Genomic DNA, 23,858 nt, shown 5'->3' on the forward strand with positions numbered 1-23,858 from the left:
AAAAAGCCGTCCCGTTGTTTTGAACGGGACGGCTTTTTCCTATGATCAGCCGGATACTATTTTTTATTTACCAGCTGGGAGCGGTGCTTTTTCAGAGACAAGACCGCGGTCCTTTAAGTCGGACCAGAAAGAAGCCGGAATCTCTTCTTTTGTTGCTTTAATATCTTCAGCCATACGATCCGGCCGGCTTGAACCCGGGATAACTGCTTTTGTTACCGGATGAGCCAGGGAGAACTGCAGAGCAGCTGCTTTCAGATCTACTTTATGATGGTTTGCTATTTCCTGCATCTGCTCGACTTTCTTTTTAATGTCGGGCGTTATCTGCTGATAATTATAGTGGGATCCTCCAACAAGGGCACCTGAATTATAAGGCGCTCCAACTACAATACCCACCTCTTTTTCTTCAGCCGCAGGCATCAGGCGCTCTAGAGCCCCATCATGATTTAGCAGCGTATACTGCGTCGCCTGCAGACATAAATCAGGAAGCGTATCTTCAAGTTCCAGAGCCATTTCAATAGGCTCTGTTGTATTAACGCCAAGTCCCCATGAAGTAATGACACCCTCTTTACGAAGCTGGGTCAAAACTTTAAATGCACCCGTTTTGGCTGTCTCAAAGTGTTCCTTCCAATCATCACCGAGAAAATCCGGAGATACGTCGTGTACATACACAAAGTCCAATCTATCGGTTTTCAGACGCTCCAGGCTTTGCTCAATCGAACGAAGCGTGGCATCTTCACTGAAGTCTGTAATGATTTTATTTGGATTGCCAAGCTCAAACAACCCGCTTTTCTCTTCTGTTTCATCAGAGATAACACGGCCTACTTTCGTACTCAGCATGTAGTCTTCGCGCTTATGCGCAGCTAATGCATCCCCTAACCGGCTTTCTGAAAGGCCGGCACCGTAGAACGGAGCGGTGTCGTAATAGCGGATTCCCTGGTTCCAGGCCGATTCTATTGTGGCAGCCGCTTCTTCTTCAGAGATCTTGCGGTACATGTTTCCAAGTGGAGCAGTACCTAGTCCTATTTTTCCTTTTATATCGTGTTTCAATTTTGTTTCCTCCTTTATTTTATAAAACAATCTTTTCTCCTCATTACCGTTGCTTATGAAAAATAAACATCACGCCGCTGAAGGTTTACACCAGGTTAATCTTCTTTTCTATTTATCCGCCTACTCTCTTTTTGAAAAGGCAGCACGTATAATCAACAAAAAAGCCCCCACCAGTTATGAGGGCTTTCTTATGCTTTTTCCGAATGAAAAAAAGCCGGAAGGTATTCTTTATGGGCTTCGAGCATTTCATCCAGAAGACGTTTGGCAATCGTGTCTGACGGAACAAGCGGATTAATTGTCATCGCAGCCAGTGCTGTATAGTAATCCCCTGTTACGGCCGCTTCCACTGCCGTTCTTTCAAATGATTTTATCTGTTGGACGAGTCCATTAACTGCTGCAGGCAGATCTCCGACAGCTATTGGTTTAGGCCCGTCTTTCGTAATAACACAATTTACTTCTACTGCCGAATCGTAGGGAATCCCGGAAATGGCTCCGGCGTTTTTCGTGTTTACCGGCTGAATATCCTGTTTGTTGTTGTAGATGGAGTTGATTAAGCTGCAGGCGGCTTCACTGTAATAGGCACCACCGCGTTTTTCAAGCTGCTCTGGTTTTGTTTCCAGCTCCACATTTTGATACAGATCAAAAAGCTCGGACTCTACTCCTTTAACCACATCCGCCCGTGTCCCGGTCGTTCTGGACGCCTCGAGTTCTTCTGCCAGCATTTCATCAGTCTTATAATAATAGCGGTGGTAAGGACAGGGAAGCACCCCAAGTCCTTTAATAAAATCAGGCTCCCACCCGAGTGCGGCAATATTTTTCATTGTCGCCTGCTTATCCGGGTCTGCCGCTGCGGCCAGCGCTTCGTCTTTTATGCTGACGCCATCCAGGAAAATATCGAGTCCGTACACCATATGATTTAAGCCGGCAAATTGTATATCGAGCCTGTCTGGTTCTACTTCAAGTACTTCAGCAAGTCCCATTTTCATTCCTATCGGAACATTACACAAGCCGACCACTTTTTTTATATTGGAATGGCGCAGAACTGCTTCTGTTATCATTCCGGCAGGATTGGTGAAATTGACAAGCCAGGCGTCCGGGCACAGCTCTTCCATCTCTTTTGTAATCTCCAATACGACCGGAATCGTACGAAGGCCTTTTAAAAGGCCGCCCGGTCCATTGGTTTCCTGACCGATTACGCTATATTTCAACGGAATCGCTTCATCTTTCCGGCGGGCAGCCAGCTGCCCTGTCCGAAACTGGGTCGTAACAAAATCGGCACCGCTCAGCGCCTGCCTTCGATCCAGCGTCAAATAAATATCCATAGCCATGTCCTCTTTTTTTACCATCCGTTTGGCAAGAGCTCCCACGATATTTAATTTCCTTTCTCCTTCCGGTACATCTACAAGCCACAGCTCCCGAACCGGCAGTTCATGGTGCCGCTTAATCATCCCTTCCACCAATTCAGGGGTATAGCTTGACCCCCCGCCAATTACGGCTATTTTCAACCCTCTTTTCATATAGACACCTCCCGAAATCATCCATAATATAACCGCTTTTCTTATGTATAGTTTAATAGGAAACCGCTTTAATCTATATACATTTATTTTCCACTTTCTACCGGAAACCGTTATATGAGAAATATTATATAGGTACAGATTACTGTTCCTTCCATATATTGAAACTTTTATTTACCTTTGCCGTATCTTTTCATTAAGTACAAAGTAGATTATACTTGCCTTTATTGTATATTTTCAGATTGGAGCGTAATTACTACATATGAGCAGACCTATGGTTATCTTTGGAAGCATATTCGCGATGCTGCTGCTTGCCGGCGGCGGATATGCTCTTTATTTGTACGATCAGCTGAGTACAACAGCTGATGATATTCATGAACCGGTAACACGGGAAAGCGAGCGCAGAGAGCAGTCTGCAGACAGCACTGATACCGGAGACGCTGCTTCCTCAGAAGACAGTGAGGGGGATCCGCAGCCGCTGTCATTTCTTATTATGGGCATTGATGATCATGAATCCACAAGCGGGCGTTCCGACACGATGATTCTGCTGACCGTTAATCCCGGAAAAGAATCTATTAAAATGGTCAGCATCCCAAGAGATACGCTGACTGAAATGGTTGGCCGCGGCACCGACGATAAGATCAATCATGCGTATGCATTCGGCGGCGCCGAAATGGCGATGGACAGCGTCGAAGAACTGCTCGATGTACCAGTGGATCATTTTGCCACCGTAAATATGCAGAGCTTCGAAGATATTGTTGATATTCTGGGCGGAGTGACCGTTGACAATAATCTTGCCTTTGAACAGGATAATCATTCTTATCCGGAAGGCGAAATTACGTTGGATGGAGAAGAAGCTCTTTCGTTTGTGCGCATGCGCTATGAAGATCCACAGGGAGACCTTGGACGAACGGAGCGTCAGCGGCAGGTACTCGATGCCGTTATTCAGGAAGGCGCCCAAATCTCCTCTGTCACACGTATTCAGGACTATCTGACTGTCGTAGAAGATAACGTACGCACCAGCTTGACCTTTGCTGACATGCGGGAGCTGCAGTCTGATTACAGGGACGCCCGTCACGAGATTAATACGCTCGAACTCGAAGGAGAAGGCATAATGCGCGATGATATCTACTATCTGGAGCTCGATGAGCAGTTGAAAAACCAGGTATCCGATGAATTACGGGAACATTTGGAACTTTAATATTTTCTTTGCATTTCTGGAAACATATTGAAAAATGTGCCTAAAAGATTATGATAGAAATAAAGCAGGTAAAAATCAGCGAATAGGAGAAACGTATGAAAAAATTCTTAATTATTACTGCTGTTATATTTGGTGTTGTTGTCATTGGCATTGCAGCCTACCTCTTTTATTTATTTCAATCAACGGCCGATACGGCCGAGCAGATGCATGACCCTATTGGAAGATCAAGCGAACTGCGTGAAGGAGAACCCGACCTTAGTAATGGAGATCCCATCTCCCTGCTGCTGTTGGGGATTGACTCGGAAGAAAGCACCACGGGCCGCTCCGATACGATGATCGTCATGACGATCAATCCGGAGCTGGAGTCGATTAAAATGGTCAGTATCCCCCGCGACAGCCGCGTGGAGATCGAAGGCCGCGGACAGGATAAAATTAATCACGCCTATGCATTCGGCGGTGCGGAGCTTGCTATGGATACCGTTGAGAATTTCCTCGATGTTCCGATCGATTACTATGCCACGGTAAATATGGAAAGTTTTATCGACACAGTTGATATGGTAGATGGTGTAACCGTAAATAACGGACTATCCTTTGAATACGGCGGCTTTACGTTTCCTGAAGGAGAAATTCAACTCAGCGGGGAAGAAGCACTTGCTTTTGTAAGAATGCGCTATGAAGATCCGCAGGGCGATGCCGGACGCAATGAACGCCAGCGCCAGGTCATTGATGCTGTTATTAACGAAGGTGCACAGATTTCCAACATCACTAAAGTGGATAATTTCCTTGATATTCTGGGAGATAACGCGAAAACAAGCTTCACTTTTGAAGAAATGAGACAAGTTCAATCCAACTACAGAGCTGCACGCCACAATCTTGAAGAAACGCAGATGCGTGGAGAAGATGCAACCATTGACGGCATATATTATATGGAAATCCCAGATGAAACCGTGCAGGAAATTTCTACTGAATTAAATGAACACTTGAACGCAGAATAGCTGTCAGCCCCTCTTCTCCTCTTGGAAAAGAGGGGTTTTTTGTGTTGCTCTGCCTGTTTCCTGCTATACTGAAACCAACTTGCACCCGAAAGGAAGATTCGATGGATCTAAGCCTCGACTATGCGAAAAAAATGGATAGCCGGGACCCTCTGCATTCGTTCAGGGATGAATTTTATCTTCAGCCCAGCGTCTTGTATATGGACGGCAATTCACTTGGCCTGATGTCTAAACGAGCGGAAATAAAAACGCTGAAGCTGATGGAAAGCTGGAAAACACGGGGAATTAACGGATGGACTTCAGGCGATCATGCCTGGTTTTATTTATCCGAAAAGCTGGGCCGGCAGATGGCAGGCCTGGTCGGTGCACTTCCAGACGAAGTTATTGCTACCGGGTCAACAACTGTCAACCTCCATCAGCTGCTCGCTTCTTTTTATAAACCGGCAGGCCGGAAAACAAAAATACTGGCAGACTCTCTCACTTTCCCTTCTGATATTTACGCGATCCAAAGCCAAATTGAGCAGAAAGGCTTGGCGGTGGAAGATGAGCTTATTCTCATAGAGAGCCGGGATGGATTCACTTTGGAGGAAAAGGACATTATTGATGCAATGACCGACGAAACAGCCGTGGTCATTCTGCCGGGAGTACTATACCGGAGCGGTCAGGTGCTTGATATGTCAAGAATTACTGCAGCCGCCAGGGAAAAAGATATTATTATCGGCTGGGATCTCAGCCATTCTGCCGGCGCAGTGCCTCATCAGCTGCATGACTGGGGAGCTGACTTTGCATTTTGGTGCACGTATAAGCACTTAAACGGCGGACCGGGAAGTGTCGGTGCCCTATTTGTTCATGAAAAACACAGCGGCCGTATGCCCGGACTATCCGGATGGTTTGGATCCGCTAAAGAAAAGCAGTTCGATATGGAGCATACGATGACGCCTGCACTTGACGCAGGAGCGTACCAGATTGGAACGCCGCACGTATTAAGCCTGGCTCCGCTGCTTGGTTCTCTTGAAGTGACAGAAGAGGCGGGCATTCATGCCATCCGGAAAAAGTCTCTTCAGCTGACAGATTACATGAGCCGCTTGATAGAAGAAAAGCTGGCCGGCCGTAACTTTTCCATCGTCAGCCCGTCTGAACACAAACGACGCGGTGCCCATCTTTTTATTGAACACCCGCAGGCTGCAGGTATCTGCAAAGCTCTGAAAAATGAAGGCGTGATCCCGGATTTCCGCATGCCTAACGGCATCCGCCTGGCTCCAGTTGCGCTGTATACTTCTTTCGAAGACGTTTGGCACACCATTACGATATTGGAAAACATCATGAGCACAGAAGCACATAAACAGTATGACAATACGCGCGATATCGTCAGCTGATACCTTTACAAACTCTTCATATTTCCTTACCTCCTCTTCATACCAGCTTGATATTTACGTTGTATGATTGCTTTAGAAAGATAGACTAGAGTTGGAGGAGGAAAAGAATGAAATGTTATTTTTCATCTTCATTAATGTGGGGTAAACCATTCGCGAACATTCTTCAGGAAGCTTCCTATCTCGGTATGGAAGGGGTTGAAATCTGGGCAGAACAGTTTTGGCTGCAGCAGGAATCACCCGCTCATATCCTTTCCCTTAAACAGGAACTCGGCCTGGAATTAACACTGCACGCCTGCAGCTGGGATATTAACATTCATTCAATCAATAAAGGAATCCGGGAACAGTCCGTTCGTGAGATTTCCAAATCCTTTGTTCTGGCTAAGCAGCTGGGCGCGCACAATGTGACCGTCCATCCCGGCCGCCAGAGCACTCCCGGCCTGATGAATCACAGCCTGAACGTCTATATAGAGCTTGCCATGAAAGCAGCAGAACATGGCTGCACGCTTTCTTTGGAGCAAATGGAGGAAACGCCAAAGGAACTGTTCTGTGAACCCGAACAGATGAATGCCTTAAGCCATTTCCTTCCCGAAGAAGTGAAAATAACATTTGATACCGCTCATGTTCCCTTAACGATTAACCCTTATGATTATTTAAAAAAATTAGAACGGGTCAACAAAATACACCTCAGCGATACGTCGCTTGATAAATACCATGTCGCGCTCGGGGAAGGAAGACTTCACCTTCCGGATATGCTCAGCATTTTGTCCAGAACAAATCTTCCTGTTGTTCTGGAAGGACTTGATCAATCTGAAAACAACGATTTACTGTACAAACACCTGGACTACCTGCAAAAGTCAGGCCTGCACGTTCTTCCGGAACACCGCCGCTCTTTTGTATCCTCTTAGTCTCAGTACAAAAAAGAACGCGGAGACATGTCTCCGCGTTCTTTTTTGTTTATTTTTTCTGCTTTTGTTTCCACAGGCGGAAGTGATCTACTTCGTCGGTCAGGCGGTTAATGATAAATCCAATAACCGCTGCGTCATCGAAGAAGCCGATAACCGGAATAAAGTCCGGTATTAAATCAATCGGGGACACAAAATACAGGATACCCGCGATCACCATAATAATGGATTTTTTATCAAGCTCTTTATAGTCGCCTTTGATCCAGGCACGAAACATCTGCAGCATAAGCTGAAGATCTTCCCAGACATCGGACAGATTTCTTTCTTCCTTTTTGTCCTCTGCCTTATTTTTTGCTTTTTTCAAAAGCCCTTTTGATTTCTTTTTATCTTCGTAGTATTCCTCTGCTTCCCCTTCGAACTTCTTATATCCTTTTTGGTAATCTTCTTTATTCAAGTCTTTCTCCTTTTTGCCTTTAAATCGATCAAACATGAATCCAGCCCCCTAGCACCTTCTTTTATTTTTATATATTTACGTGAACTTTATGAATCCTTACATCAACGTAACCTTCTCTACATATTCCACATTTATGATGAATATAAACGAGGAGGTTATACATATGAAGAAAGTTCTTTTTACATTTACAGCCGGGGCCGCTCTTTTAACACTTGCTGCCTGTGGCGGCAGTGCCGATTCAGAAGCTGACAGCGGTGATAGCGGGGCGGCAGGAGATATATCTTTTTATACTTCCCAGCCGGATGAAGATGCTAATGCATTGGTTGAAGCCTTTAATGAAGAGTATCCCGATATCAATGTCAGCCTGTACCGTTCCGGAACAGAGGAAGTAGTAAGTAAAGTGCAGGCGGAGGATCAGGCCGGTTCCGTAGAGGCTGATGTTCTCCTTCTTGCGGACAGTGTTACATTTGAAAGCCTGAAAGAACAGGAGCTCCTTCAAGCCTATGAGTCTCCGGAAGCAGCAGACCTACCTGAAGAGTTCGTAGATCCGGACCATATGTATTTTGGCACTAAAGCAATGGCTACGATACTTGCTGTTAATACAAACGAAGTGGATGACCTGCCTGATTCCTGGAAAGACCTCGCCGCCGGTGAAGCTGACGGGCAGACCGTTATGCCGAGTCCCCTATACTCCGGGGCTGCTGCCTATAATGCAGGCGTAATGAGCCGGGAAGACAGCCTCGGATGGGAGTATTTTGAAGGTCTTTCCGATAACGACGTAACGATTGTTCAGGGTAATGGCGGTGCTCTTCAATCTGTAGCATCCGGTGAGAAATCATATGCGATGGTCGTTGACTTTATCGCTGCTAACGCAAAAGCAGAAGGCTCCCCTGTTGAGCTTGTTTATCCGGAAGAGGGCGTCCCGGTCATTACGGAACCGGTCGGCATCACAGCCGCGTCCGATAACGTAGAAGCTTCCCAGACGTTTGTTGACTTTATTCTCTCTGAAGAAGGGCAGACACTTGCCGCGGATATGGGATATACACCGCTTCGTGATGAAGTGGAGGTTCCGGAAGGTCTGAAAACAATGGATGACCTGCAGATCATGTCTGAAGATGTGAGTACACTGCTCGACTCCCGGGAAGAAGACAAATCGACCTTCAGCGATGTAACAGGAGCGCAGTAGACCGTATTAAAACAAGCAGTTTTTATTTTCAGACAAGAAAGGTGCTGTCCTATGTCCGGTTCTACTGTTTTCAGAAAAGAGAGGGGAACATCACCCCTCTCTTTTCCCCTATCTGTTTTGACAAAGCGCAGACTGTTTGGCGGCACGGCTCTTCTATTAATATTTATCTTTTTTGTACTTCCGCTTTTTCGGCTCGTTGAACTCAGCTTTTCAGGAGAAGAAGGGTTTACTTTTTCCGTTTACCAGGAAGTCTGGCGGGAGTCCTCCACCTGGACCACTCTCTGGAATACGGTAGTAATCGTTGGGGCTTCCACCTTACTTTCCGCCGGAGGAGGACTGTTGGCAGCGATCATTGTTGCTTATAGTGATGTCCGCGGCAAGACGGCTATGCACCTCTTTATTCTGCTGCCGTTTGTCATTCCTTCTTATATTATTACGCTGGCATGGACCCAGCTTTTCAGCAGTAATGGCTGGGCAGCGGCTTTTCTGGAACGGCTGCCCGGTGATATCTCTCCTGTTAATTTGTACAGTATGGGAGGCATCATTTTTGTATTAAGCATCTCCCACTTTCCTTTAGTTTACCTGCTCACCGTAAGTGTCCTGCGTCGTATTCCAAGAGAACTCGATGCAGCTGCCAGAGTTTCCGGTGCAGGGAAGTGGAGAACATTTCGTACCGTATACTGGCCGCTCGCACTTCCCGGACTGGCCGGCGGCGGACTGCTTGCCTTCTTAGCAAGTCTCGACAACTTTGGAATTCCTGCTTTTCTCGGAATTCCAGCCAACATTCCTGTGCTGAGCACCGCTATTTATCAGGAAATAGCAGGATTTGGACCACAGGCTTTTTCACGTGCTGCTGTCCTGGCGTCTCTTCTTGGAGCAGCTGCACTGGCCGGCACGCTCTTCCAATGGCTGCTGATCAAAAAATCACAGAATCATGAAACATCTTATGAAGACAAAGCTCCCCGTTTTACTTTTGGAAAGTACAGAAAAACGGTCGAAGCTGTCATTTGGTCTTTTCTATTCATTATCAGCGTTATTCCATTAGCTGCTATGGCAGCAGCTTCGCTGTCTCCTGCTTTTGGAGCCCCTTTCCGACTCGATACGATAACCTTGCAGCATTATAACTTTTTACTGACAGGAAACAGCCAGGTGCAGGGGGCGTTAACGAACAGCCTTACGTTAGCTTTGATTACTACCTTTGCTGCACTAATAATTGGCACGGCTATTGCCTATTTCCGGGTGTACCGCCCCTCGGTGTTCTCCAGAAGTGCCGAGCTGAGTATTGCTCTTCCGTATGCCCTGCCCGGAACGGTTCTTGCCCTCGCGCTGATCTTCACCTGGATGCAGCCGGTGCCCGGCTGGAATCCTGGTATATACGGCAGTATATGGATCTTAATTATTGCTTATATTACCCGCTTTACGATATTACAGGGACGCGCCAGCGCTACAGCTTTTATGCAGATTGGACAACCTATGCAGGAAGCCGCACGAAGCAGCGGGGCAGGGTTCTTTTCTCTCTGGAGAAAAATCATGGTGCCTCTTATGGTATCCGGCCTTGCAGGCGGTGCTTTCCTTGTTTTTCTTTCCGCCCTGGCAGAACTGACTGTTTCCGCCCTGCTTTGGTCTTCCGGAAACGAAACGATCGGCGTTATGATTTTCCAGTTTGAGCAGGCTGGATATACCACGCATTCCACGGCTTTTTCCTCCCTTATCGTCGGAGGAATGGCTGTTGCAGGAGTTGGATTGCTGCTGCTTAAAAAAAGGATGGAGAAAAGAGGGATCACCGTATGAGCACATGTCTGCACAGTGTCACCAAATCTTTTGGAGAATTAGATGCACTAAAAAATATCAGCTTAGAAGTAAAAGAAGGAGAATTTGTTGCTATTGTAGGTCCTTCCGGCTGTGGAAAGTCTACGCTTCTTCGGCTGCTGGCAGGATTTGACCGGCCCTCCTCCGGAGAGATAACGATTGGCGGAACGATGGCAGCCGACGCTTCCCACGCTCTGCCTCCGGAAAAACGTTCCATTGGAATGGTCTTTCAATCATTCGCCCTTTGGCCCCATATGCGGGTTGAAGAGCAGATCATGTTCCCCTTGCAGCATCGTTCTTCTAAAAAAATGAGTCGACACGATAAACAAGAGCGTGTCAAAGAAGTTCTTGCACTGACCGGTATGACGGTATTTGCGAACCGTATGCCCCATCAGCTCTCCGGCGGACAGAAACAGCGGGTCGCTCTGGCCCGTGCTATCGTCGCTTCCCCTTCCCTGCTATTAATGGATGAGCCCTTAAGCAGTCTCGATGCAGAGCTCCGCAGTACAATGCGCCAGGAAATCCAGCGCATTCATCAACACTCTGGTGCGACTATTGTTTATGTTACGCACGATCAGGAAGAAGCTCTTGCTATGGCTGACCGTATCGTCGTTATGAAAGATGGGCGGATTGAACAGGTGGGCACGCCAAGAGGGGTTTACTATTATCCAGCCACTGCTTTTGCTGCTACGTTTGTCAGTAAAGCGAATATTATACCCGGGACCTGGAATCACTCCACGTTTCACCCTTTTAATCAGCACGGCACTTTTTGGGAAAAGCCAAAAACCGCTCCGCTTTTTCAAAAAAAATCTATTTTTCCTGCCCGCCCTGATGAACTTCTTTTATCAACAGAACCTAATGAGAGCGCCCTGCAGGGGGTCATAAAAAACGTGCAGTTTCAAGGGACTTATATCCGCTGTACGGTTACCGTTCAGGAAACAGACCTTATCGTTCATGCTGATATGCTTCAAAGCCTTTCCCCCGGTGACAACGTTACGCTCCAACTAAAAGAACCTTCTATAAAAGGGGCCAGTCTTATGCAGGCCTAATAAGAACATATATATTAATCCAGAGTCTTCCTTAACAGAGGAAGACTTTTTGCCGTATTTTTCATCTGTACCGTCTTGCAGAAACAAACGAAGCGGCGTCCGGTGAAGAATGGAGAGCCCAGCATTATAATGAGCGGTTCGTCCAAGGCAGCCGGGCCGCAGTATGATAGGCCTACCATGGAATAAACGGAAGGCGCGCCGCTCCACAGAAGGTTTACGATGCAGGAGACTACATTTGAACAACTAATGGAAGAATACATGCCTCTTATTGGAGGAATGGTCAAACGGCTTCATATTCATAAAAACAAAGAAGAGTTTATTCAAGTCGGGCGCATCGCCCTATGGAAAGCCCGGCAGAACTTCAACGAGTCAAAAGGCACCTTTTCAACCTTTGCTTTCAGCTATGTTCGCGGCGAAATGCTCACCCACCTGCGCCGGGAGTCGACTTACGACCAGCAGCACATATGGCTGACGGATGAAGCGGCAGAAGGCATCGTCTCTGACTTTACTGAAACACCCCTCGCGGCAGAAAAATCCATTGAAGACTATCTGCATTTTCTTTCCAACAGGGAAAAAACCTGGGTGATCGAAGCCATCATATACGGCCGGACGATTCAGCAGATATCCCAGCGGTACGGGGTCTCTTCTTCTACGGTAAAGTCGTGGCGTAAAATGGCACTGCAAAAATTAAAAAAAGAATGCAGCGCCTCCCCCTTTTCTCCCCTTCCGCTCTATATAGAGAGTGAAAGGAGGTGACGCACGATGAACCAGGCCATTAAATCCAAGCTGACGATTGAGTTTTACGCAGGGCTTACAGAAGATGGAAAAGAATCATTTGTTTCCAAATCATTTCAACAGATCCGCAACCGCGCAGACAGCGCTCCGCTTTACGAAGCTGCCCAGGCTCTCGCTTCTCTTCAATCCCTTCCGGTTTCCACTATTGTCCGTACCAATGAATACAGCCTTCACCACCTTGCATAAAAAAACTATACCAATCACCTAAAGGAGCTGTCCCCTATAATGAATAAACGACTTGAACTGCGCTTTGAAAACGAAGAAGGAAAACTAGTAACAATCACTTTGGAGCAGCCTATTGAACCAGCTGACCCAATTGCTGTAGAAGCCGCAATGGATGCTGTTATTGCATCTGCCGCGTTCACCTCTTCCGGCGGACTTTTCGTCGGAAAGCGGGATGCCCGTATTGTGGACCGCAGTGTTGATGTTATTTTTGAAGCATAGGTTTGATGTAATAGCCGGGCAGCACCCGGCTTCCCTCTTATTTATTCAGATGTAAAGGAGATACCGTTGTGAATGCAGATCTATGGATTCAAGTAGTGAGCGATCACGGCATTTCAGCAGCTATTGCTTTTTATCTGCTGCACCGCATGGAAAAAAAGCTGGATATGCTGATTTATACCGTTCATCAGACTCCGCCTCGTCCCGCATCCCATTCTGAACCCCGCCCTTCCCCCTCATCCCCATTCGTGAAAGGAGATTTTTCTCAATGACTGATATACAACAATCCCGATTGGTAATCGAATTTTATACAGGTACGAACAGTGCCGGCAAAGACACATTTAAAAAGAAAACCTTCCAGAATATCTCGAGTTATTCCGATGACGAAGCGCTGGCTAAAGCTGCCGCAGCTCTCATCAGTCTGCAGCAGCACTACATGCTGACAGTGATACGTTCCAATGAATATGTACTGGATAACACAAACAGCTGACCAAAAACCCCTCCGTTTATAAAACCGGAGGGGTTTTCCTATGCTTTATAAATACGTCGTGCCCAAAAAGATCGCGAGCGGAAGCACGAGCAGACTCAAAAGGGACGACAGTAATATAGCCGTAATACCTAAATTCTGCGAACCATCGCCTAGATACCGTTCAAACAAAACAATGGCCAGAATAAACGTCGGCATGGAAGCCTGGATCACAATAATGTAAGCCAGTTCCCCTTCGATCGGCAGAAATAAAAGCGCCGTAAAGGCAATAGCCGGAAGCAGAAGCACTTTAATGGAAACCGCCGTGCCGATAAAGCGCTTGTAAGAGTCCCGGACTGCCTTGTAGCTCGAGGAAGGGATCGTCGGGATAAGCAGACCCAGGTATATCATGGCAAGCGGTGCGGAAATCCCGGCAAGTGTGCCGGCGAGTTCCGTAAAGTACATCGGGATCTCCACTCCGGTGGAGACAATGAGCAGGCTGACAACAAGCGTTATAAACGGGGCATTTACTAATGAGCGCAGCTGTCTAAAAGAAAAGCGCTCTCCTTTTAACAGCAGTACGCCCACTGTAAATACGAGCGTCATCGTTGAAGCGTCGTAAATAGCAGCATAGACGCCGATCGTTGAGCCAAAGATCATATAAGCAACAGGAATCCCAATAAATCCAGTGTTTCCGCAGCCGGCCAATATCGCAAGCTGGCGCCTGGAGCTGCTGTCGTACCCCATGCTTTTGGCTGCAAAATAACCAGCTGTCATTCCTATACTGCTTAAAACTAATCCGAATATGTAAATAACGGCAAAGTTATTCCACATCTCCCGGTCCAGCGGGGTTTGAAAAATACTGTTCGCAATCACTGCCGGAAGGGCAAAATTGATCACGGTAAACGATAAAAACTTGCGGGTCTGAATCGATATATCCATTTTTTTTGTAATGAAAAAGCCGACCAGCACGATGGTCGCCATCACAAAAACAGGTGTCATTAACTGCAGCATAAAATATAAATCCTTTCTATTAAACAGGCTTTTTCAAGTTCAGGCAGCCGGCATCACTTAACAGATTGTACGCCCCTTCTCATAAGCATGCAAGCTAAAGTGCGCCTGATCCCTTCTATGACAGCGCTTCAACCAATTTTTCTGCAAAAAAAAACCGGCTGCAGGAGCCGGCTCTCTTTTAGTATTCTACAGCTGATGCGGTAACCACTAATCGTTCCCGGTGGGTCCCGGCCTCATTGTCAAACTCTCCCGTACATGTAATCAACTGCAGCTTTCTGTCATTCGATGCCCCGAAAATCTGCTGGATCGGTGCATCATCGTACGGATAAGACGCAGAAGATTCCATTTCAAACGCAATTGTTTCTCCATTCGTACCGTTTACTTCAATCAGGTCCCCCGGATTTAGTTTATCCAGATGGTAAAATACAGCAGGCCCCGACCGGTCATTTACATGGCCGGCTATGACGGCATTTCCCTGCTGTCCCGGTTTGAATCCCGGCGAAAACCAGCCGGTTTCCTCTCCGTTATCCGGCACTTCCATTCCTCCACTTTCTGTATACCCCATCTCATCCACGGCTGCTTCCAGGTTAATCGCGTCTATTTTTATTTCTGCAGGAGCCACAGACGCACTACGGGGAACAGATACCGTCTCCATCTGATGCTCAGGTTCTGCTGTTTCTACCGCTTCCACCTCTTCTACTGCCGTTTCTGTAAATTTTGTTTCCGCTTCCATAAGTTCTTCGGAACTGCCGGTTAAAAAAAGAATCAGGAACGCGAGGACAATACTATGAAGAAGCGTCCGCGCGGCGGCGTACATAGTATCCAGCTCCAAGACCAGCTGCCAGCAGTCCGGCCAATACATACATCATTGTGTTATCCGTTCCGCCTGCACCAGTCTGCGGCATTTCAGATGGCATGCTGTCACTGGATGGTGTAGCGAGAACAATAGCATCAAGGGCAGGATCCCCTTCTGCAAAACCAACAGCCAGGACAGAATAGCTTGTGCCGCCTTCCAGCTCGGTGCCGGCAAGATCAAGTACTACATCCTCTGTGCCTGTAGGCCGTACTTCCAGATCGTAGGAACCTGCTTCTACCTCAAGATAGTCCGTTACGCCGGTAAATGGTGCATCTTCAAACAGTATATCTCCATCTGTTACCGCGACATCAACATTTGGTGCATCAGGTGAGAAGTGTGCCACTCTAATATCTGACATACCTTCCGCTGTGTCCTGCTTGTCTTCGAGTACTGTCAGCTCAAGCTCATCAAGTGTGTTGGTAGCTGCAGCTGTATACGCTTCTCCACTTTCCACATCAAGCGTGCCTGCCAGAACCGGGTCTCCTTCACCCTCTTCTCCTGCCGCAAAAATCTCTACTTCACGTTCTCCTTCCGGTACATCTAAATAGTCCGTTGCATCCTTAAATGCCGCCCCTTCGACCACTGCTTCTCCATCCACATACACATCCACTTCCGGTGCATCAGGAGATGCATGAACAATTCTTACCATTCCGTTATCTTCAGATGAACCATCATCCATGTCATGACTGTCGGCCAAAGCCGTGCCTCCACCAATCAACCCAAACGCCAGCACACCTGTTAACATCGATCCAGCAAACTTTTTCATACCTTTCCCTTCTTTCTATTAAGATACGTGTCTGAGGGACGGAAAATGTACAACCAACTATTAAACAATAGTTGTACATACTATATCCATTTATTATACGCTCTAAACATTAATTTTTCAATTTTCAAATAACTAATTAAATAAAAATATAAAAAAAGCCCGTTCCGCTTGGGAACAGGCTTACTTAGTATGATTTAGAAGCTTACGTAGTTTCTTGGATCCACGGCATTGGATTTAGCACCGTTCCAGGCACCTTCGTGAATTTCAAAGTGAAGGTGTGTACCGGTAGATTGTCCAGTGTTACCCATAATTCCAATAGATTCGCCCTGACCAACGCTGTCGCCGGCAGATACATTAATAGAAGCCAGGTGAGCATAAAGCGTTTCGAATGTCTGTCCGTTTACTGTGTGTTCCACAATAACCGTGTTACCGTATCCGCTCATCGTTGTTGCCTGCTTCACTGTACCTGATGCAGACGCGTTAACTGAAATATTGGACTGACCGCCGGAAGCAATATCAATACCGTTATGCATGCTGCCATTGCGGGGCCCGAATTCAGAACTTACCGGTCCGCTTGTAGGATTACTAAATCCAGTGGACTGAGAAGCTTCCGTTGAAGCTCCTGCTACTTTTTCAGAAGAAGCACTTGAATTAGTGTTTGCAGATGCTTCCAGGTCCATCGCACCGAATGTGTTGTTGCCGGCAATACCATCTACGCTTAATCCTTCAGAAGACTGAAGAGATTTCACACCGGATTTTGTATTTGGTCCGAAGACGCCGTCTACAGAACCTGCGTCATGGCCGTTTTCATTCAACCACTCCTGAAGTTCGGCTACGTCTGAATGATTCATTCCGTCACGAAGTGTCTGATCGCCTACAGAAGCATCTGCTCCTGCAATAGGTCCTGCTAAAAGGGCTGTGCCCACGATTGAAGTTAGAATAAATTTTTTCATAAATGTACGAAGCGTTATTGTTCAATTGGCCGTTAATACAACATAGTTCCGAATCCCCATAACTCGATTAATCTATGTATTTCTTTTTGCGGCTTTCTTGAGTAACGCTCGTTCACCTCCTGAGTTTATTTTTGTGTTTCACTGAATGGCAATAGTGTCTGTTTGACTAGTTGAAGTATAGACAGCCAAATCTGTTAACACAATAGATTATCGATGCTTGTTAGAAGAGTGTAATCATAAATGAAATCTCGTCATTATCTCGTTAAATATGTAACACTTTGTAATTTAAGCATCCAATTCACTGGAAGGGCACTACGGAATGCCCCAGCAGCGAACGATACCGCCGCTTCTTTTATGTAATATATCTCTAATTCCGTACTTCCTTTATTTGCTAAACAGCGCAGGCAGCGGCTTTTTTCCCGTTTAAAATATTACAGATGTTTATACAAAAAAAGAAACCAGCGTAAACTGGTTTCCGGTCTCTGGAGAACTATTTTTCAGACATATTTTGTTCCGGTCCAGGCTTTGGCAGGTACTTCATAAAATAAGCACCGAGCAGCAGCAGTACGGTAAACGCTGTCCAGCTGACAATTGACGACCATCCCATCCAGAGTACAATCAGATTCATGATTGGGACAAGCAGAAAGCAGATAGGAGTCACCATGCTTTTAAAACCTTTCAGAACTTTTTTTCGATACATCATATAAATGCTGCAGGCTATTAAAATGATAATGGCAGCATACACAATGGTTAACGGAATAGGATACAGACTGATCACTTCCTCTCCTTACTGCTTCCAGTATACATTGAGATACTCTTCTTGTTAAACCTAGGCTTTCTGCCTGGCGAGGAGGTAAAGAAAATAAGGAGCGCCGATTACGGCTACGACCACGCCTGCCGGAATTTCGGACGGCTCAATAATCGAGCGGCCGATCGTATCTGCCGTTAAGAGCAGCAGCCCGCCAAGAAGAGCTGAGGCGGGCAGCACCATTACATGCCGGCTTCCGACCAGTCTCCGTGCTAAATGCGGAGCGATCAGGCCGACAAATCCAATACCGCCGCTGACAGACACCCCGGCGGCCGCCAGAGCTACGGCGGACCCTGTAAGAATAAGCCGTTCTTTTTCCACCGTGACGCCGAGACCGGTCGCCATTTTATCGCCGAAGGCGAGCGCATCCAGGTCTCTCGCCCGAAACATAATGACAATAAACAAAATAACAAGCCACGGCAGGAGCGACAGCACTTCATTCCAGGTGGAACCGCTGATGCGTCCGGCCAGCCAGATGGCTACAAAGCTGTACTGCTCCGGGGCGAGGCGGAGCATGAGTATCGTCATTAACGCGCTGATGCCGGCTGCAATAGCAATTCCGTTCAATATCATCCGGTACGGCAACAGCCCGACATTTTTTTCATAGGATAAGACGTAAATAAGAAAAGCGGTTATAGACCCGCCGATCAGGGCAAGAAAAGGCAGCGTAAAAGCGGAAGCCGCTTCAAAAGAAGACGCATAGGAAATATACAACACGACAAACAATCCGGCACCTGTTGTAATGCCTAGAATACCGGGATCTGCCAGGCTGTTACGCGATACTCCCTGCAAAATACAGCCGGAAATCGCCAGACAGGCTCCTACGAGCAGAGCGAGGACAATCCGGGGGAGACGAAATTCAAACAAAATCAAACTGCTCTGAGTGTCCCCCCTCCCGATAAAGGTCTGAATTACTTCTATTGGAGACAGGCTCGTAAAGCCTGTGTTCATACTGTAAAAAAAGACGGCCATAATGAGCAGGATAATAACGGCAAAGAAAAACAGCTGTTTTTTCCGCAGCCGTTCCTGAACGGTTGATTTCATAAACTTTCTCTCCTTTCTTTACGGGCTATATAAAGAAAGAACGGAACGCCGATCAGTGCAAACAGGGCGCCTATCGGGGTTTCATACGGAGGATTGATCATCCGGGCACCGATATCAGCCAATGTCATAAAGATACCTCCAACAATAATAGAGCCTGGAATAATCAGCTGGTAATCGGCACCGACAAAGTAGCGGACAATATGAGGGATCACAAGACCTACAAAAGCAACCGGACCGACAATAGAAACGGACAGCCCTCCCAAAATAAGTACGGCTATCACGCAGCACAGCTTGATCCAGCGGACTCTCGCTCCCAGACCTGCAGCAATATCCTCTCCGAGGCTGAGCAGCGTAATCGAACGCGACAGCACTACAGCCATACCAAGTCCGACTGCGAGCCAAGGCAGCGCCGGCAGCAATTGCTCCCACCTTACGCCTGCCACTCCGCCTGCGTACCAAAAAGCCAGATCCTGGCTTAAATTATAATAAATAGCTATTCCTTCACTTAATGCGGTAAACAGAGCACTGATGGCGGCTCCTGCCAGAACAAGCCGGACCGGGGAAAGACCGCCTTTTGTCATCGCTCCAATGCCAAATATCAGCCCGAGACTCATCGCAGCTCCTGCAAAGGAAAATAAAATAAGATTGCTGTAGGAAAGCCCCGGAAAAAAAGCAAAACATATCGCTACCATAAAGATTGAACCGGCGTTAATACCAAAAATTCCGGTCTCTGCCAGCGGATTGCGCGTCATTCCCTGAAGAACCGCCCCGGCTACTGCAAATCCGGCGCCGACCACCACATCAGCCGTAGAGCGCGGCAGACGCAGCTCCTGGATAATCACATGCTGGTTATTGGAAGCGTCAAAGGAAAAAAGCGAAGCCCATACGGTCTGCAGATCAATATCTGCGGCTCCGACAGAAATGGAGAGCATGAACATTAAAAACAAAAGCGGCGTTCCAATAATAAAAAGGAAAGCCGCGGAAAGCGGTTTGCGCTTTACCTTTTCTGCTTGTTTATCTTTCATATGTAACCCTCATTGTTTTTTTATTGTTTTGATTGAGAATCATTTTCAATCATAAAAAGCTTAGCAATAACTACAGTAAATGTCTAGGTGTTTCCTCATAATAAATACGTTGCAAAACGAACGAAAAAACTATATGATAATGATAATCTTTATCAATTATAACTTAAAAGGAGATACATCATGCAAAAGTGGATTCATCGAAGCATGTTTACTGCCTCCGCGGCAGCAGTAACGCTTTTGGCGGCGTGCGGCGGCGGAGCAGACAGCCAGGAAGAGACAGAGGATACAGAATCCTCTGCAGAAGAAACACAGGAGGAAAGCTCCGGTGAGACCGTGACCTATGAAGGACCCAACGGTTCCTTTGATATACCAGAAGACCCGCAGAACATAGTAGTGCTCGCCCCTTCTTATGTGGGATATTTCCTTGCGCTTGATGAAAAGCCAATCGGTGCCACCACCCAGGCTCTGGAAAATCCCTATTTTGACGAAGAAATGACAGAAGGCATTGAAGATTTAGGCGATGGCACTTCTGTAGAACAAGTGCTGGCCCTCGAACCCGACCTTATTGTGACATTGAGCTCGGATGAAAACCTCGAACAGCTTCAGGATGTCGCTCTTACTGTCACTATCGATTACGGCCAGCTTCCCTTTAAAGAACAGCTCCAGGAATTCGGTACGATGACCGGCGAAGAAGAAGCCGCCGAAGAATGGATTACGGAGTGGGATAAATCCATTGAAGAAAACCGGGCTTCTGTAGAAGAAAGCGTAGGAGACCGTACGATCTCTCTAATTCAGCCGTTTGAAAAAGGCGTTTACGTGTTTGGTAATACGTTTGCCCGCGGCGGCGAGATTATTTACGATGAATTCGGCCTGGCCGCGCCGGAAGCAGTACAGGAAGATGCTATCGACAGTGGAGAAGGATTTGTGAACGTCTCGCTGGAAGCATTGGACGAGTATGCCGGAGATATCATTTTCACGAGCCCATGGCAGGAATCGGAAACAGGCTCAGCCGATGAAGTCTATGAAAGTAATGTCTGGCAGAACCTTCCTGCCGTTGAGGAAGATAATGTTTACGAGCTCGATACGGCTGCCTCTTTCTTTAATGATCCTGTATCTCTTGAAAGCCAGCTTGACTTTGTAGTCGAAAGTCTTGAAGACAGCGCGGACGAATAACCCAGCGCCTCATTATACTAAAAGCACGATCCTCAAGAGAGGATCGTGCTTTTCTTATTTCGTAATTGAAGCGTTGTCGCGTTCCAGCGCCCTGATTGTGGCAAGGCTCTCTTTATATTGTTCTTTATAATCCTTCCAGCGCCGGCGTTCTTGTTCTTTCTGGTATTCTGCCTCCTGTTTGGCGTTCTGGAGTTCCTCTACCTTTTTCTTCTTTTCCAGCGCTGCCGTTTTTTTATATGGCTCATAGGCGTGTTCTGCCTCAATGAATTCATCCACCATTTTCCGCATCGCTTCGTTGGCTTCTCGCTTTTCTTTCTTTTCATCCATATACGTTGTTACATGCGCTGCCGTGCGGTTCATTATGCTCCGAAAACCGGCACGGGGATTATGCTTCCGGCGCTGGCGTTCGATTTCATTTAAACGGTTCATCGCTTCCTTGTATTCCCGGCGGTAGGAAGCAAACGTCTCATTGATGTCCCATTCCTTTAAACCGTTCGTATACAAAGACAGCCAGATATCGTTCTTCGCTTCATCAAGAATGGACATGCTTCGATCCATTTCCTGTTTTAGTGCCTGGACTTTCTGCTCCTTGGAACGAATCACTGATTCCTGGGAGGATATTTTATTTTTCAATTGTTCCGCATGCTCTAATTCCTTTTTATAAAAAGCCGTCCTTTTTTTCCACGCTTCCAGTAATGGCTCATAGGTTTCTTCTTCCTCTGTAAGGGAAGACAGCAGCGAAATGTACACAATCGTGCTTGGCACGAGCAGTTTTTTGAAATAAAAATGCTGGGCGCCCTGAGAGAAAAAACTGTTTCCCAGAATTACCGGCAGAAAAAAGAAAGGAGAGGCAAACGCTGCCGTTAAATAAGAGGTGTCCGTCTGCTCAGCAAACGGTACTTTTACTCCTTTTCGCTTTAACAGCACCGCCAGCAGCTTGTTAACTTCGAGATAAGAAGATAATCCTTCAATTTCTGCTGCGGCAGAGAACAGTTTGCTGAGCTCAGACCGGCGGATAATCCGCTTCACTTCGGCCATAGTCGTTACAGGCTTTCCAATCTGGTAGGCCAGTTTTTGTTTTGATTCATCCGGAAGTTTTTCAAGACAGCCATGAAGCGCTTCAGCCGTTTCTTCCAGTTCTTCTTCCGAATATTCTCTTGATTCCGTATCAACAATGTCCAGCAGGGACAGCATAATAAAATGAATCATATGATCGAGCTTCGTCCCGCTTTTCTGGACTTCGGCAAACTGTTTAAACACTTTATTCTGCTTTTCCAAGTATAAATAAGCATGCTCCAGAATATTGTCTGATTGCGTTTTAAGTACGGCCTCACTCGTAAGCGGAGGCTGAATCACATTCATCAGCCGGCCAAGCTCTGAAAAGATATCCAGCTGCAGCAAAATATCGTCTTCCTGCTCCAGCTGGCTGATTTCTCTTTCTAAATGCGAACCAAAAGCATCTTCACTTTCAGGAGAAAGAGCTTCCCGTCCTCTTGAAATCAACAAATCAATGGTATTTGTTCTCTGCAAAAGAGCATATACCAGACGAAGCTTGTGTCCCTTTAATGATATCAGCCCTTTGCATAAAGAACTTCCATCCATCGTATTCACCATCCCATGTCTTAAGAATTGCATTATTTACAGCCATAAGGATATTTTAAACAACTCCGTGCTTTTATTCTATCCATTTATGAGAATACTTGTTAATTTCACCGGTTTTTTTATGAACATTATGAACCTTTTTTCCATTCTGCTGCGGTTTTTCCTGCTGTGACTGCTTGAAAATGACCGGCTATTTCCGTTAATGCATCAGCCGCCTGCGGATAGTATCCAAGTTTATCTACAAAAGCATGGTCCATTCCTTTGTATTCCCACAGGCTCACAGGAACACCAGCTGCTGCTACCTGCCTGGCATATTCCTGTCCTTGTATTTTCAAGTAATCATACTCAGACGTTACGATAGCCATCGGCGGCAGTCTGTGTTTGTTTTCACTGACAATAGGGGATACGAGCGGCGAATTGGCCTCATTTAAATCCTGAAGGTACAAGGATTGAATAAATACAGTCGCCTGCTGCATACTCGTCAGCTCTTCCCGGATCAATGCTTCGTCGTTGTAAAATTTGTACTGGTCTATTTTCCACTGTTCTCCGATAAAATCTGCCAGGTCGACAAGCGGATAAAGAAGAGCTATATGCTTAATATTCCACTTTTCATTAAGGCTCAGCTCGCTTACACCAAGAGCAAGATTAGCTCCGGCGCTTTCTCCTGCCAGGCTGATGTTGTCAGTGTCTATCTGCAGATGTTCTGCCTGTTCCCACACCCATCTTGTTCCTTCAAGGCAGTCATTTAGTCCATCGGAAAACGGATGCTCCGGCGCGAGACGGTAGCCAACTGAAATGACAATCGCTTCTGATTCCTGTGCAAGCCACTTGCACGGGTTTTCCACCATGGCGATATTGCCACTGAAAAATCCACCGCCGTGAAAATAAAGCATTACCGGTTTTTTTCCGCCGCCTTCGTTGTAAATGCGGATAGGAATGCTCCGATCTTTCAGGTCAATCGTCAGCTCGCGGCTGGAAACGGATGGAGCTATATCTGTATTTGGAAAGCCTTCATGCTCCCGGATTTCTTCCAAATCGTCTACTTCCAAAGGCCTTCTTGTTTTGTCAGGCTCTGCTGTCAGCATCCAGTCCTTCACTCTAGGATCCAGTCCGCCGGTCTCTTCCTGGTCCGGAATATGCTTGATGATTTTCTCCATATTTCCCTGGATCCGGCGCGTTTCTTTTTCCCGCATCTGCTTTTTCAGCTGATCGTGCCCTGCCATAATATTCATCTCCTAAAAAGAGCTCGCTGCAGTGGCTTGTGCCTTCCAACCCGACTCTTCTAATTGTATATAACTGATGCCGTTCTTTATAGTTCTTCTGTCCCTTTCCCGTAACCATTTATTTTTAATCAGCAATAGTGAATTTTTCTTCACACAAAAACC

At 46.7% G+C, this 23,858-nt stretch carries 24 protein-coding genes and 1 pseudogene; 13 read left to right on the forward strand and 12 right to left on the reverse strand.

Annotated features, from left to right (window positions below):
* Positions 1-63: 63 nt before the first annotated feature.
* Both AC5W14_RS11890 and AC5W14_RS11895 read right to left on the reverse strand, forming a co-directional pair.
* Positions 64-1,047, reverse strand: a complete 984-nt coding sequence (locus AC5W14_RS11890; protein WP_496057570.1) for an aldo/keto reductase — start codon at positions 1,045-1,047, stop codon at positions 64-66.
* 188 nt (positions 1,048-1,235) lie between these two features.
* Positions 1,236-2,564 carry a 6-phospho-beta-glucosidase gene (locus tag AC5W14_RS11895; protein ID WP_496194511.1) on the reverse strand — a complete coding sequence of 443 codons (1,329 nt, stop codon included), beginning with the start codon at positions 2,562-2,564 and terminating at the stop codon, positions 1,236-1,238.
* 259 nt (positions 2,565-2,823) lie between these two features.
* Between AC5W14_RS11895 and AC5W14_RS11900 the strand changes: the two genes are divergently transcribed.
* The 4 genes from AC5W14_RS11900 to AC5W14_RS11915 all read left to right on the forward strand — a co-directional run bounded on the left by AC5W14_RS11900 (position 2,824) and on the right by AC5W14_RS11915 (position 7,035).
* On the forward strand, positions 2,824-3,762 hold the full coding sequence (locus tag AC5W14_RS11900; RefSeq protein ID WP_496194512.1) for an LCP family glycopolymer transferase: 939 nt from the start codon (positions 2,824-2,826) through the stop codon (positions 3,760-3,762).
* Positions 3,763-3,857: 95 nt separating this feature from the next.
* On the forward strand, positions 3,858-4,757 hold the full coding sequence (locus AC5W14_RS11905) for an LCP family glycopolymer transferase (protein WP_496194513.1): 900 nt from the start codon (positions 3,858-3,860) through the stop codon (positions 4,755-4,757).
* Positions 4,758-4,858: 101 nt separating this feature from the next.
* A complete protein-coding gene (kynU, locus tag AC5W14_RS11910; protein WP_496194514.1) occupies positions 4,859-6,130 on the forward strand; it encodes a kynureninase in 1,272 nt (423 codons plus the stop codon).
* A gap of 107 nt (positions 6,131-6,237) precedes the next feature.
* A complete protein-coding gene (locus tag AC5W14_RS11915; RefSeq protein ID WP_496194515.1) occupies positions 6,238-7,035 on the forward strand; it encodes a sugar phosphate isomerase/epimerase family protein in 798 nt (265 codons plus the stop codon).
* A gap of 121 nt (positions 7,036-7,156) precedes the next feature.
* Here the strand turns inward: AC5W14_RS11915 and AC5W14_RS11920 are convergent.
* Positions 7,157-7,264: pseudogene (locus AC5W14_RS11920) on the reverse strand (YkvA family protein); the annotation flags it as partial.
* A 385-nt stretch (positions 7,265-7,649) separates the two neighbouring features.
* Here AC5W14_RS11920 and AC5W14_RS11925 point away from each other — a divergent pair.
* From AC5W14_RS11925 to AC5W14_RS11960, 8 genes are all read left to right on the forward strand, one after another.
* Entirely contained in the window at positions 7,650-8,672 is a 1,023-nt protein-coding gene (locus AC5W14_RS11925; protein ID WP_496057576.1) for an ABC transporter substrate-binding protein, read from the forward strand.
* 117 nt (positions 8,673-8,789) lie between these two features.
* Complete coding sequence (locus tag AC5W14_RS11930; protein WP_496194516.1) at positions 8,790-10,463, forward strand: ABC transporter permease; 1,674 nt, start codon at positions 8,790-8,792, stop codon at positions 10,461-10,463.
* Complete coding sequence (locus AC5W14_RS11935; protein ID WP_496057578.1) at positions 10,460-11,530, forward strand: ABC transporter ATP-binding protein; 1,071 nt, start codon at positions 10,460-10,462, stop codon at positions 11,528-11,530. The genes AC5W14_RS11930 and AC5W14_RS11935 overlap by 4 nt, the downstream gene beginning before the upstream one ends.
* A 219-nt stretch (positions 11,531-11,749) precedes the next feature.
* Positions 11,750-12,286: a sigma-70 family RNA polymerase sigma factor gene (locus tag AC5W14_RS11940; RefSeq protein WP_496057579.1), complete on the forward strand. Its 537-nt coding sequence runs from the start codon at positions 11,750-11,752 to the stop codon at positions 12,284-12,286.
* 6 nt (positions 12,287-12,292) lie between these two features.
* A complete protein-coding gene (locus AC5W14_RS11945) occupies positions 12,293-12,511 on the forward strand; it encodes a DUF1659 domain-containing protein (RefSeq protein ID WP_496057580.1) in 219 nt (72 codons plus the stop codon).
* Positions 12,512-12,550: 39 nt separating this feature from the next.
* On the forward strand, positions 12,551-12,769 hold the full coding sequence (locus tag AC5W14_RS11950) for a DUF2922 domain-containing protein (protein WP_252314205.1): 219 nt from the start codon (positions 12,551-12,553) through the stop codon (positions 12,767-12,769).
* A gap of 68 nt (positions 12,770-12,837) precedes the next feature.
* The gene (locus AC5W14_RS11955) at positions 12,838-13,038 is read left to right on the forward strand and encodes a YvrJ family protein (protein WP_496057581.1); all 201 of its coding nucleotides are present in this window, start codon (positions 12,838-12,840) and stop codon (positions 13,036-13,038) included.
* Positions 13,035-13,256 (forward strand): DUF1659 domain-containing protein, encoded by a 222-nt coding sequence (locus tag AC5W14_RS11960; protein WP_496057582.1) that lies wholly within the window; start codon positions 13,035-13,037, stop codon positions 13,254-13,256. The genes AC5W14_RS11955 and AC5W14_RS11960 overlap by 4 nt, the downstream gene beginning before the upstream one ends.
* 45 nt (positions 13,257-13,301) lie before the next feature.
* On the opposite strand, the gene AC5W14_RS11965 is transcribed toward AC5W14_RS11960, so the two are convergent.
* The 7 genes from AC5W14_RS11965 to AC5W14_RS11995 form a co-directional block, all read right to left on the reverse strand.
* Positions 13,302-14,246, reverse strand: a complete 945-nt coding sequence (locus AC5W14_RS11965; RefSeq protein WP_496194517.1) for an AEC family transporter — start codon at positions 14,244-14,246, stop codon at positions 13,302-13,304.
* A 178-nt stretch (positions 14,247-14,424) separates the two neighbouring features.
* Positions 14,425-15,063, reverse strand: a complete 639-nt coding sequence (locus AC5W14_RS11970; protein WP_496194518.1) for a class F sortase — start codon at positions 15,061-15,063, stop codon at positions 14,425-14,427.
* Complete coding sequence (locus AC5W14_RS11975) at positions 15,032-15,868, reverse strand: DUF4397 domain-containing protein (protein WP_496194519.1); 837 nt, start codon at positions 15,866-15,868, stop codon at positions 15,032-15,034. Before AC5W14_RS11975 ends, AC5W14_RS11970 begins: the two co-directional genes overlap by 32 nt.
* Before the next feature lie 194 nt (positions 15,869-16,062).
* Positions 16,063-16,821 (reverse strand): peptidoglycan DD-metalloendopeptidase family protein, encoded by a 759-nt coding sequence (locus tag AC5W14_RS11980; RefSeq protein ID WP_496194520.1) that lies wholly within the window; start codon positions 16,819-16,821, stop codon positions 16,063-16,065.
* Between the two features lie 490 nt (positions 16,822-17,311).
* Positions 17,312-17,599 (reverse strand): hypothetical protein, encoded by a 288-nt coding sequence (locus tag AC5W14_RS11985; RefSeq protein ID WP_496057587.1) that lies wholly within the window; start codon positions 17,597-17,599, stop codon positions 17,312-17,314.
* A 51-nt stretch (positions 17,600-17,650) separates the two neighbouring features.
* Complete coding sequence (locus tag AC5W14_RS11990) at positions 17,651-18,673, reverse strand: FecCD family ABC transporter permease (RefSeq protein WP_496057588.1); 1,023 nt, start codon at positions 18,671-18,673, stop codon at positions 17,651-17,653.
* Entirely contained in the window at positions 18,670-19,698 is a 1,029-nt protein-coding gene (locus tag AC5W14_RS11995; protein WP_496057589.1) for a FecCD family ABC transporter permease, read from the reverse strand. The genes AC5W14_RS11990 and AC5W14_RS11995 overlap by 4 nt, the downstream gene beginning before the upstream one ends.
* 180 nt (positions 19,699-19,878) lie before the next feature.
* On the opposite strand from AC5W14_RS11995, the gene AC5W14_RS12000 reads away from it, so the two are divergent.
* Positions 19,879-20,871: an ABC transporter substrate-binding protein gene (locus AC5W14_RS12000; RefSeq protein ID WP_496194521.1), complete on the forward strand. Its 993-nt coding sequence runs from the start codon at positions 19,879-19,881 to the stop codon at positions 20,869-20,871.
* A 54-nt stretch (positions 20,872-20,925) separates the two neighbouring features.
* On the opposite strand, the gene AC5W14_RS12005 is transcribed toward AC5W14_RS12000, so the two are convergent.
* Both AC5W14_RS12005 and AC5W14_RS12010 read right to left on the reverse strand, forming a co-directional pair.
* Complete coding sequence (locus AC5W14_RS12005; protein WP_496194522.1) at positions 20,926-22,506, reverse strand: hypothetical protein; 1,581 nt, start codon at positions 22,504-22,506, stop codon at positions 20,926-20,928.
* Positions 22,507-22,601: 95 nt separating this feature from the next.
* The gene (locus AC5W14_RS12010; protein WP_496194523.1) at positions 22,602-23,696 is read right to left on the reverse strand and encodes an alpha/beta hydrolase; all 1,095 of its coding nucleotides are present in this window, start codon (positions 23,694-23,696) and stop codon (positions 22,602-22,604) included.
* Positions 23,697-23,858: the final 162 nt, after the last annotated feature.

This window comes from Sinobaca sp. TMA16-18 (assembly GCF_059510535.1).